This is a genomic window from Gluconobacter sp. OJA, from assembly GCF_039638325.1.
Classification (GTDB): Bacteria; Pseudomonadota; Alphaproteobacteria; order Acetobacterales; family Acetobacteraceae; genus Gluconobacter; species Gluconobacter cerinus.
The window spans coordinates 1556201-1567500 of sequence record NZ_JBDIWI010000001.1; the positions used below are offsets into that span (position 1 = coordinate 1556201).

Genomic DNA, 11300 nt, shown 5'->3' on the forward strand with positions numbered 1-11300 from the left:
GTTTATGAACTGCCCGCTTCCCTACGATCCCATATTTTCCGGGAAAAACGTTCCCCGAACCCGTCGGACTATCAGCTGAACTTCTCTTCTGGAGACTTTTTTTGCCGGAGACCTCTCAAAAAACCGTGGCCTTTTCTGCTCAGTCTGACGCGGGAGAGGTTTTGCGTTACTCCCCGCTTATTGCTTTTACCATGGCTATTGCGACGTTCATGCAGAACCTTGACGGGGCCATCATCAACACCTCCCTTCCAGCAATGGCGCGCTCCTTCGGGGTAAAGACGCTTGATCTTTCGATGGGCGTGACTGCCTATCTTCTGGCGTCAGTTGCTATTTCACCCATCTCTGCCTGGATGGCCATGAAGTTTGGTGAGAAGCGCGTCATGTGTCTGGCCGTAGCGTTTTTTACGCTTTCGTCCCTGCTTTGTGGTCTGGCGGAGACACTTCCCATGTTTGTCTGCGCGCGGATCGGACAAGGTTTGGCCGGTGCCGTCATGATGCCTGTAGGCATGTCCATCATCCTACGCCACACGCCTAAAGGCGACCTGATGAAAGCGCAGTCCGTCACTGTATGGCCTGCCTTGTCCGCTCCAATCATTGGCCCGGTTCTAGGCGGCTATCTGACCGAGACCGTCGGATGGCGCTGGAATTTCTGGCTTAATCTGCCCATCGGAATTCTAGCCGTTCTGATCATGCTGCGTGTGGTCCCTGTCGAACCTGCGGAAGGAGCAGGAAAGCTGGATATCAAGGGTTTTGTGCTTTGCGGGACAGGTCTGACCTGCCTGCTGTCTGGCCTTCAGCGCATTTCTGAAACGGGAACGGAGCAGATTGTTGCATGTGGCCTTACAATAGCAGGAGCCATCATCAGCCTGTCAGCCGTTCGTCATCTTAAAGCTCACCCTACTCCTATTCTTTCTCTGGAACCTCTTAAACGCGCTAGCCTGCGATATGCGGCCTTCTACCCTGGGCTGATTTTCCGCGCTGTATTTTCCTCTGCCCCATTTTTGCTTCCGCTATTTCTACAGCTTGGACTTGGATTTTCTCCCATGCAGGCCGGAACATGGCTGCTGGCCTATTTCTGCGCCAATCTCGGCATAAAACCTTGGACGTCTGCAATCATTCGGTGGGGCGGCTTCCGGAACGTCCTCTTCTTCAATGGCTTACTCGTTGCGCTATCGCTGCTCCCCTTCACTTTGCTGAACACCCAGACATCTCAGGTCTTGCTAGGTCTTTCCCTTGTAGTCGCGGGTTTATGTCGCTCGCTCCAGCTCACCAGTCTTTCGACGATGGCCTTTGCGGATGTCAGTCACAACGAAAGGAACAAGGCCGCTGCCATCATGTCCATTCTAGGACAGGCGGGCTCAACTGTGGGCGTTGCCATTACTGCTTTCGGGCTTGCCACGCTCTCTCACGTGTATGGTCACGCCTCAATCAGTCTGCGCGAACTGCATATGGTCTTTCTGATGACTGCTGTGATCGTGCTGATTGGCACATCTGGTTTCTGGAAAATGTCACGTAATCTCGGGGCAGAAATTTCAGGAAAGCGAAGCTGAATTGAATGCAATATGCGGCTTGCGGTAAGGTGAGATGACGACGCGAATGCTATAGTCCTCCCGCTCATTGCCGTTGCTACAGCACACGGTTTCTGCTTCCCCGCCGTGATGCCTAGAAAATTGTGATCGGATACCCGCAAGTAATCTCCCTTTTTTCCAGAACTCTCGCGCAGTTGGGAGCGTTCACTGATCATCCAGCCTTCAAAGGTCCGTTTTTTTTTGCGGGATCTCATTGCAAATCACAAAACTGGCTGTTTTCCATTTGTGGGCAGTTGATTAGCCGAAACAGACAATTACCAGTCAGCGGAGAAAATGACACCATGGCTTACCAGACGGTCAATCCTTTCACCGAACAAACTGTAAAAACGTACCCTGAGCACACGGATGCGCAGGCATTCGAAGCTCTCGGAAGAGCTGATGCAGCTTTCAAATCAGCTGACTGGGGTCAGGGACCGATCGAGAAGCGACTATCTGTATTATCGAAAATTGCAGATCTCTTTGATGACCGCGCTGATGATTTGGCGCATGCCGCGAGCATCGAGATGGGCAAGCGGTTTTCTGATGCGAAAGAGGAAGTTAAACTCTGCGGCGGTATTGCACGCTTTTATGCTGATCACGCAAAAGAGCAGCTGAAGCCCACACCCTGTGAGACGTCTCTTGGAGAGGCGTGGATCGAAAATGCGCCGATTGGAACGCTCGTTGCTGTAGAACCATGGAATTTTCCTTTTTACCAGTTGGTCCGTGTTGTTGCGCCAGCGTTCGCGGTAGGGAATTCCGTTCTCATCAAGCACGCGGAAATTGTCCCCCATTGCGCTGAGCTTTTCGAAACCCTCGTTCGTGATGCAGGGGCTCCAGACGGTGCCTGCGTCAACCTGTTCATAACGCCTGACCAGGTCGCTGCTCTCATCGGTGATGACAGAGTGCAGGGCGTCGCGCTTACAGGATCAGAACGCGCTGGTGCAGCGGTGGCGGCTACCGCAGCCAAGCATCTAAAGAAGTCCACTCTTGAACTGGGTGGCATGGATATCTTCGCAGTTCTAGATGACGCTGATCTCGCTCGCGCAATCAAAATCGGCACTGCAGCACGGCTCTCAAACGCCGGGCAGGTTTGCACCGCGGCCAAGCGCTTTATTGTTCATGAGAAAGTTGCAGACGCGTTTATTGCTGGCCTGAAAACAGAGTTTGAAAAAGCCCGTTTGGGCGATCCTTTGGATCCGGCAACCACGCTGCAACCGATGTCGTCCAAGGCCGCATTGGAAACAATCGCCAAGCAAGTGGACGAAGCTGTAAAGCATGGTGCTCAAGTCCTGACGGGCGGAAAAGTCGCTGATCGGACCGGCTTCTTCTACGAACCGACCATTCTGACCGGTATCGACAAGAACAGTCCTTCGTTCAAATCGGAGTTCTTCGGACCGGTGGCGCAGGTTTATGTTGTGAAAAGCGAAGATGAGCTAGTTGCGTTAGCCAATGACTCTCCATACGGCCTCGGTGGATCGGTATTCTCGAAAGATCATGAACGCGCCAAGAAGCTTGCCTCTCAGATAGAAACCGGCATGGTTTTTATTAACCAATGGACCAGCACGGCGCCGGAACTCCCTTTCGGAGGGGTCAAGCGATCTGGCTACGGACGTGAGCTGGGCGACCTTGGGATTATGGAGTTTGTTAATCGCAAGTTGGTCGTTGTCGCGCACGGCTAACAGCCTGCTAGACCCACGTCTGCGCTTTTATCTGGTGCTCGCTATTATGAGCGCTGGATAAAACTGCGTAACCTGATGCCCGCTCTATTTGTCATAGTTTATGTTTGTATCACCAGCCTCTCTCTCAGCGCAGTCTCCGCAAGTGAGCGCCTGTAGAGAACAATGTAAGATTTTCCATAGCCCTCAGACTATGGAACCGACGACTTCTTCCAAATTTCAGTGACTGGCCATCGAAATGATTGATGCTGTCATTTCTACGCGTAAACCTTCGGGATCATAGTGAAGTTCGGTCTTACCTTGATGTCCTAGGCCAGCCTGTAACAGGCGAATTCCGAAACCTGTCCGGTTTGGCATTGTTACCGATGGGCCGTCAGTTTCCTGCCAGGTCAGCATCATAGCTGACTCTGGTCCATACCCTTCGACCGTCCAGTTTAAACTCACGATCCCATTAGGGACACTCAGCGCGCCATGCTTCAGGGCATTCGTGGCCAGTTCATGAAGGACCATTGAGAAGGATGTTGCCGTATCGGGCCCAAGGCAAAGGAAAGGTCCGTTCACTTTCACCCTTCCTTCCAAGCCGAGCGGCGTCATGACTGCCACTGTCAGACTGGCAAGGTCTGTAGATTGCCAGTTTCTTCTCATCAATTGATCATGTGCTGAACCTAGCGCAATCAGTCGCGCGGTGAATGTTGTGAGCGCGCTCTGATCCTCAACACCTCGAAAACCCTGATGGGCCAGGCTCTGAACAATGCTGAGCGTGTTCTTCAAGCGATGAAGGATTTCATGGTTAATCAGATCCTGCCGGGACAGAGTATCCCACTCATCCAAACCAGCAAAAATTCTGTCGGCAGCCGTGCGGATGAAAGACGTCTCGTCCACAGTCCATTCTCGAGGCTGAGAGCTATGGACAAAAAGGCAGCCCGTCAGGTCTCCTCCCCTTATTTTCGGGACCAGAACCTGCGCGATAACATTCACGGACTGATAGGCGGCCTGTTCGACACTCATCCACGATGTGTGGGTGATATCATCAAGAATGAAGACGGAACCTCCGCGAAGGAAATCTGACGTATGCCGAAAGGCTTCGAATGAGAATTCTCCGCTGATGGGCGGCATGTCATCCGCACACCAACTCTGCTCCACAGTGAAGCGCTCTTCCCGCATGGAAATGCGGGCGAAACCAACGCGCTGCGCATCAAGGCGATTTCCAAGCAACTGACATGTTTCCTGAAGGGCCTTCTGGCGCGTTTCGGCAGTACGAAGGGCATCACCAATGGCGAGAAGCGTTGTCAGCCTGGCAGTCGCATTTCGTTCGGGTGTTACGTCCTGAAGAGTTCCGATCAGCCGGATCGGGCGCCCCGCTTCGTCATGATCAAGAATACCCTGACGGAGAACCCATCGCTCCTTTCCGTCACTGGCCCGAAGGATGCGGTACTGCAGTCTTAAGGGAGCAGTTCCTTCAAGAATTCGGTTCAGAGTGGGGATCGTTACCTTGTCATCGGGATGGATCAGGGCAATCCATTGCTCTGCCGAAAGAGTAGGAATCAGATCGATGCCTGCGATCCGGCAGACCTCGGGCGACACGGTGATGTCTCCCGACACCAGATCATACTCATAGATACCTATGCCGCCAGCCGCTCCCGCTGCTTGTTGGAGAGCATATTTTTCCAGAGCATGGCGACGTTCGGCCTCGGCCTCCCGCACCCGCTTAGCAGCACGCTGGCTGCGAAGCTGCTGAGCCGTAAAACGCCGTTCCTGAGTGACTGACGCCTGCCTCAAATCCATCAGACGCATGGACTGGCGTGCCAGTGCAGCGAGGCCATCTTTCTGATGTGAGGACAAGCCATCAGATCGTGTTTCAAGATCGACAACGCAAAGGGTACCGACTACCCTTCCCTGGGTATCGAACAGTGGATAGCCCGCGTAAAACCGTAGTCCAGGCACACCGCAGACAAGTGTGTTCTTCTGGGTGTAAGGATCTGCCAGCATGTCAGGAATAACAACCGGAACCTTACGGGCAATCACTTGCCCACATCCTGAATTTGCAAGCGGACCGAAAGGCTGATCTGTGCCGACACGGGCTGAAAACCACAGTCTGTCCTGATCGAGAATACTGACAAGGGCTATGGGAGTTTGACACAGTGCAGCGGCTGCCACCGCGATGTCATTCAGGTCCGCGTCGGAAAAGGCCGACAGATCTCCGTAGGCATTCACCCGGTCAAGTCCGTCGGCAGAGCCCATTCTCAAGGTATGTCCAAATCCTGCATGGTATCCAGCATACCGCGACTGGCGCTTACCTCCAATCCTGTTTTGGAAGAACGCACCCTCAAATATAACGGCTTTCATACTTCTGGAGTAGAACTGCCAATAAGTTGTATCTTCAGGGTGCCTCGATTGAGCCAAAAAACCTCCCTAGCCAGCTTTGGCAAGGGAGGAGGAGGTCACCTAAAGTGTAAGCAAGGGACACCTTGGACGATCAGCCATTGATAATCATGCCGCCGTTCACATGAAGTGTCTGCCCGGTCACGAATGATGCATCGTTACTCGCGAGGTAAACATATGCTGGGCCAAGCTCGGAAGGGTCTCCACAACGTCCCATGGGTGTGTCTTTCCCAAGATCTGCGACGGCCTGCGGGTCAACTGGCCCCCAACTTGCTGGCTGTAGAGGGGTCCAGACCGGGCCAGGAGCGACGGCATTCACACGAATACCTTTCGAAACAAGCTGAAGCGCCAGTGCACGCGTGAAACCCATTTCCGCAGCTTTGGTGGTTGAGTAAGCCAGGAGGGCTTTGTTCCCGGCGAACGCGTTGATGGAGGACGTGTTGATGATAGCACTTCCCTTTGCTAGATGCGGGAGTGCGGCACGGACCAGATAGAAATATCCGTTGATATTGGTGTCCATATGTTTTTGCCACTCTTGGTCCGATATGGCGGAGATATCTTCCTGAACGATCTGGGCGCCAGCATTGTTGACAAGAATATCAAGTCCGCCAAGCTCCTTGACCGTCTTCTCTACCGCTGAGTTACAGGTTTGACTTGAAGAGACATCCCCCGCGATAGCAAGGCCTTTGCGGCCCTCCTTTTCAATCAGGCGAATAGTCTCTTTCGCATCTTCATGTTCTTCAAGGTAAAGGATTGCAACATCTGCCCCTTCGCGGGCGAAGTGTAAGGCTGCAGCACGTCCAATCCCGCTGTCTCCGCCGCTGATCAGTGCTTTTTTTCCAGCGAGCTTTCCGCTTCCTTTGTAACTGGCACGGATATGCTCCGCTTTAGGCTGCATTAGTCCTTCAAGGCCGGGCTGATGATCCTGCGACTGGGGAAGAATATGGTCAGGCATGCAACTATCACTCCACAAAGGATGATGCGCTTAAAACAAGGGCGCTCCTGACATAATCAACATCCAGAACTTCAAAGTGTTTCTTCGAAAAGTTTTCCCTCATGGAAGTTTTACCAAGCGATGAGAAATTCGTTTGTAAGATAGATATTCTATCAAGAATATTAATTATTTTAAGTATAGATAGAACGGAATAAATCCGAAAATCGTCCAGGCGATAATGAATATGAATGGGGCCTGATGCGCAAAAAGTGCACCTCGTTGTGCTCTTCGCATCATGTCGCGTGTCTCGTCCTCGTTTGGGGCAAGGGTGAAATCAGTCAATGCCGGGCTGCGCTGATGTAACATGCGCTGCTTTCCCTCCCATTTACCAATCGCAGCATACGCCGCGCGGATACCCGGAAGGGCCATTGCTGCCAGAACAAACCCCAATAACGAAAACAGGGGCGGCAGAAGAAGCACCATGCTGTCGCCCCACCTTTTTGTAGAGCCCGTCATGGCTGTTGCGTAGGCAATGACAAGAAATGCCTGTGAACCCAAGAGAGCCTGCAGGCGGCCGTTTACAACTTCAGTCTCAAACCGGATCTCCGAGCGATAAAATGCTAGTAACTCGTTGTCTGTCGGATGACCCTGCGCCACAATCTGGCTGGTGTTGGGGGACGGAGACGCTGTTTCTACCATCAGAACCTTCTGCAAAACTGTAATGACGTTTAGCGCAAGGGTATCCTTCAAGTTTCCTACAAAGCAGGTTTCAGAAAGTATCTCGGTCTGTAATTATGGTCAGTGCGAGTGATTTTCTTCGATCTATAGGGCTATACGGGCAATAAAAGAGTTCATTCCATTACCCGTAAATCATAACGCGGGCGTCAGTAGCGCTGCGGAACCAGCATGGTTTCTGGCGTGGGCTCACGCTCATAGTCGGGATGGAATACACGCGCAGGAAGAACAACTTCCGGGCGGCTGATAGGTTCGTAAGGCAAAAGAGACAGGAAGTGAGCAATACAGTTCAAGCGCGCCCGCTTTTTGTCTACTGCCGGGACAACCCACCAGGGAGCTTCCGGAATGCTAGATCGTTCGAGCATGATTTCCTTGGCTACCGTGTAGCTTTCCCAGCGACGACGGCTTTCAAGGTCCATCGGGCTGAGTTTCCACTGCTTCAAGGGATCCTCAATGCGGGCGCGGAAGCGTGATTCCTGTTCTTCGTCCGTGATCGAGAACCAGAACTTAATCACCCGAATGCCGCTACGGACGAGCATGCGCTCAAATTCTGGCACTGATCGGAAGAATTCTTCGTATTCCTCGTCGGTGCAGAACCCCATGACACGTTCAACGCCAGCGCGATTATACCAACTGCGGTCAAACAGCACGATCTCGCCTGCTGCGGGAAGATGCGCAACATAGCGCTGGAAATACCATTGTGTCCGTTCACGGTCATTAGGCGCCGGAAGCGCTGCCACGCGACAGATCCGCGGGTTCAGCCTCTGGGTAATACGCTTGATCGCACCACCTTTCCCGGCAGCATCACGGCCTTCGAAAACGACAACAACGCGTTCTCCAGTTGCCTTGACCCAATCCTGAAGTTTGATGAGTTCGGCTTGCAGGCGAATGAGTTCGCGAAAATAGGTACGGCGGAACGCACGATCTGCAGGATCAAGCCCCTCGCCCTCATTTTCTTCCAGTGAAAGTTCGAATTCTTCATCCAAATCGTCGATGATTTCGTAGCGCATACGTTCCCGCGCCTGTTCGGCCGAAGAATTGGCGCTGAAATCGTGGTCCTGCGTCATGGATAAGTTCCTTTATCACCGACCTTCAAGGCCGTGAAAGAAACTATACTGTGGAAACCAGACTGAGAGTTTGAAGGTTAATTGACACTACGTTAGCCACTTTTCAGAACGTCGTTGTCATATTCAGGCCAAGAACAGCACCTTCTGAGGCTGCTGCTTGACCTTTTTCTGGCGCCTGACCTCCAACATGCCAGAAATACTGAAAATCAGGCTGAACGGTCAGGTAATCGCGGACCGGAATTTGCCAGGTGAATTCAATATGATCTTCCGGTACGAGCAGTCTGGCGGAGCTGTCTGCGAGGCGTATCGTATCTTTGGCATTGTCTCGTGCACGGTGCCCGTAAAAGCTGGTTCCCCAGCCAATTCCAACAACATCATTGGGCCGAGACGGCACAAAACCCTGAAACGTCAGCCCAGCTTCCACTTCATTCGTAAATCGGTTGCGCGTCCCGCTCGCGATGGTCGCACGAACAAACGTATTGATTGCCTTCGCTGGCCCCTGAACCGTTCTCCAGAGGGTTTGGTCCAGCACGATGTAACCCAGCCAGTTTCCATGGTGATATGCCGGTATTCCGGAACTGTCAGGGCTGCCCAGGAAGCCGCCACGACTATCATATCGGGGGTCAGGGAAATGGCCGGTATCGTAAAGGCCGCCGATTTTCCATGTCCCGGGGAGTGCTGGTGCATCTTTTCCTGAAAGGCTTTGGGCGGCATCGACCCAGAGCTGTGCCTCCCCTAAAAATAACGTTCCACCGCTTGTCGAGAAACTGGTGCCCGAAGGGTCCATACGAGTAGGGCTGAGTTGACTATAAAATGGGCCTTTGGTTGGATTGTCGTCTGTGATGGCCAGCATAAGCACAAGCGGATAAGCTGGAGACCACTTGATCCGTGTTCCGACAGCCGAGAAAGGCCAGGACGGGCCGCCCGAATACAGATTGCTTGACGTCGAGAGCGGCCAGCCAAAGCTTGCATTCAAAAACAGGGATGCGTTCTGGCTGACCAGAAATTCAGTATCCAGATCAATTGTGCCAACGCGAATATCAAGCCGGTTTCCAAAGAAGCCCTGCCCATACCAGAGCTCGAATAAGCGTGTCGTCCGGCCAGCGTCATAGCCGCTCACCGGGTTTAGAGACCCAAGGCGCTCTCCCGCCAGAGATCGTCCCCTGACCTGAATGGCGCTGATATTGAGAAGTCCATCATGCCAACCAAATGTGCGGCGGGTTTCCAGCACGAGAGTAGCGGCTGTCATGCCGTCATATGTGGGCCCCGGATGCATTCCACCTGAGGCTAGGCCCCATATTTCCTCAACATCCTGAAGGTTGAATCTGATCCCTTTTCGGCTCAGCCAGGCTCGTGCTCCACCTGCATCGCCCAACAACTCCGTTCCTGTATCTTCCGGTGGAAGAACAAAACCCGGTGCCGGAGATGGTAACGGTACACCTGACGGCAAAACGTCAGTTACGAGAGGTGCCGTTGCCGCCTCAGCTTTCCCGAAAAACGAATGGAAAATGCTACTGAAAACTACAAGGTGCGCCAGTGAGCGCATTTTCCCAAGCATGCGGAGATCCCGTCAAAAACCTGGAGAAGTTATGCCGCTCTCTATAATTAGTGGCCTTCTCAGCCTTGCGGTGCCGTGTGCGATAAAAAGACGACGATACTGAGCACTCGTAAGCACGACGGTCCCCTCATTCCGAGATGCCGGAAGGCACAATTCATTCACAGAAATGAGAGGAAAATGGGAGTGAAGTTATTATGACTTTGCCAGCCTCGCTCAGGGCCACTCTGCAAGGATTTTGTTTTTTACATCGTTCGGCAGCTGGATGTAATCCAGATCCTGAAGGGCCTTATCGCCGCGACGCAGCCCATAGGTGAAAAATGCCTTCACTGCGCTTGCAGTCGTCTGGTCTGATGGATGAACCGGGACGAGCAAGAAAGTTGCGCTCATGATAGGCCAACTTTGCGAGCCTGAGGCGTCCAGCAAGCTCACCGCGTAATGATCCGTGTGCTGCCAGTCTACGCTGTCAGCAGAGCTTTTGAAGGCGGCTGTTTCCGGAGCAACGAATAAACCTGAATGATTTTTCAATTTTACTGTGTTCAGATGATTTCGGCGCGCAAATGCATATTCCACAAACCCAATCCCGCCGATGGACTGACGCACACTTGCCGCCACACCATCATTGCCGCGTGCCTCGGCCCCCTCGCCCCATGATCCGGGCTTCCAGGATGGCGACTGTGTGCGAAGGTAGTCTGAAAAGACTTGGCTGGTTCCGGATCCCTCTTCACGATGAACTGGCAGGACATCCAGGTCCGGGAGGCGAAGATCAGGATTCAGGGCGCGAATGCGTGGATCGTTCCAGGAAGTAATGTCGCCTCTAAAAAGGGCGACGAGCGTTGAGCCATCCAACCGCATCTGGTCAGCCCCTACGCCGGGAACATTGATAACTACGACGATAGCTCCGATCGCGGTTGGAAACTGATAAAGCCCCTGCATATCAAGAATATTGCCTGGGAGAGAAATATCTGAGGCCCCGAAATCCATCTTGTGCGCCATGACAAGTTTCTGCCCCTCTGCTGACCCCACACTGCGATATTTCAGGGACAGGCCAGCTTGAGATGGAAGACTGTCACTCCATGCTCGATACAGGGGCGCAACGAAGCTTGACCCGGCTCCAGCAACGGGAGCTGAATATGCAGCGCCGCAAATCATGAAGAGAAGCGTGGGCATCACTTTGCGTGCCAAAACTCTTATCGAGAAAAACATGCGCGCCGACGCTCCGTCTGCTCTGGGATTTTCTGCGCATATCACTAAGGAAGGCCGTGTGACTATGCTCTTCCAACACATCAAAAAAGACAGTTTCAAGACAAGCGTTTCGGAGTGTCTGCGTGAAATAGTCCACGAGAGGGTTTAGAGTGCCCTCTCATGGATCTGGTCGACTTT

General features: G+C 52.9%; 8 protein-coding genes. 2 read left to right on the plus strand and 6 right to left on the minus strand.

All coding sequences use genetic code 11. The features are described 5' to 3' along the window. Positions 1–125: 125 nt before the first annotated feature. Together ABDK75_RS07300 and ABDK75_RS07305 are read left to right on the plus strand one after the other, a co-directional pair. Positions 126–1550: an MFS transporter gene (locus ABDK75_RS07300; protein ID WP_346005371.1), complete on the plus strand. Its 1425-nt coding sequence runs from the start codon at positions 126–128 to the stop codon at positions 1548–1550. A 320-nt stretch (positions 1551–1870) separates the two neighbouring features. Continuing rightward, positions 1871–3247 carry an NAD-dependent succinate-semialdehyde dehydrogenase gene (locus ABDK75_RS07305; RefSeq protein WP_339408729.1) on the plus strand — a complete coding sequence of 459 codons (1377 nt, stop codon included), beginning with the start codon at positions 1871–1873 and terminating at the stop codon, positions 3245–3247. Between the two features lie 216 nt (positions 3248–3463). On the opposite strand, the gene ABDK75_RS07310 is transcribed toward ABDK75_RS07305, so the two are convergent. From ABDK75_RS07310 to pstS, 6 genes are all read right to left on the minus strand, one after another. Further along, positions 3464–5485, minus strand: a complete 2022-nt coding sequence (locus ABDK75_RS07310; protein ID WP_211510525.1) for a GAF domain-containing protein — start codon at positions 5483–5485, stop codon at positions 3464–3466. Positions 5486–5720: 235 nt separating this feature from the next. Further along, positions 5721–6581, minus strand: a complete 861-nt coding sequence (locus ABDK75_RS07315) for a glucose 1-dehydrogenase (RefSeq protein ID WP_346005372.1) — start codon at positions 6579–6581, stop codon at positions 5721–5723. Positions 6582–6746: 165 nt separating this feature from the next. Next, a complete protein-coding gene (locus ABDK75_RS07320; protein ID WP_346005373.1) occupies positions 6747–7310 on the minus strand; it encodes a hypothetical protein in 564 nt (187 codons plus the stop codon). Between the two features lie 134 nt (positions 7311–7444). Further along, positions 7445–8362 (minus strand): polyphosphate kinase 2, encoded by a 918-nt coding sequence (gene ppk2, locus ABDK75_RS07325; RefSeq protein ID WP_346005375.1) that lies wholly within the window; start codon positions 8360–8362, stop codon positions 7445–7447. 103 nt (positions 8363–8465) lie between these two features. Further along, entirely contained in the window at positions 8466–9920 is a 1455-nt protein-coding gene (locus ABDK75_RS07330; protein ID WP_346005376.1) for a carbohydrate porin, read from the minus strand. 213 nt (positions 9921–10133) lie between these two features. Continuing rightward, positions 10134–11087: a phosphate ABC transporter substrate-binding protein PstS gene (gene pstS / locus ABDK75_RS07335; protein ID WP_346005378.1), complete on the minus strand. Its 954-nt coding sequence runs from the start codon at positions 11085–11087 to the stop codon at positions 10134–10136. Positions 11088–11300 lie beyond the last annotated feature (213 nt).

Coding starts and splice junctions, on each gene's coding strand:
- ABDK75_RS07310 (WP_211510525.1), bottom strand. CDS start 5,485: ATGGGCTCTGCCGACGGACTTGACCGGGTGAATGCCTACGGAGATCTG.
- ppk2 (WP_346005375.1), bottom strand. CDS start 8,362: ATGACGCAGGACCACGATTTCAGCGCCAATTCTTCGGCCGAACAGGCG.
- ABDK75_RS07315 (WP_346005372.1), bottom strand. CDS start 6,581: ATGCCTGACCATATTCTTCCCCAGTCGCAGGATCATCAGCCCGGCCTT.
- ABDK75_RS07330 (WP_346005376.1), bottom strand. CDS start 9,920: ATGCTTGGGAAAATGCGCTCACTGGCGCACCTTGTAGTTTTCAGTAGC.
- pstS (WP_346005378.1), bottom strand. CDS start 11,087: ATGCCCACGCTTCTCTTCATGATTTGCGGCGCTGCATATTCAGCTCCC.
- ABDK75_RS07305 (WP_339408729.1), top strand. CDS start 1,871: ATGGCTTACCAGACGGTCAATCCTTTCACCGAACAAACTGTAAAAACG.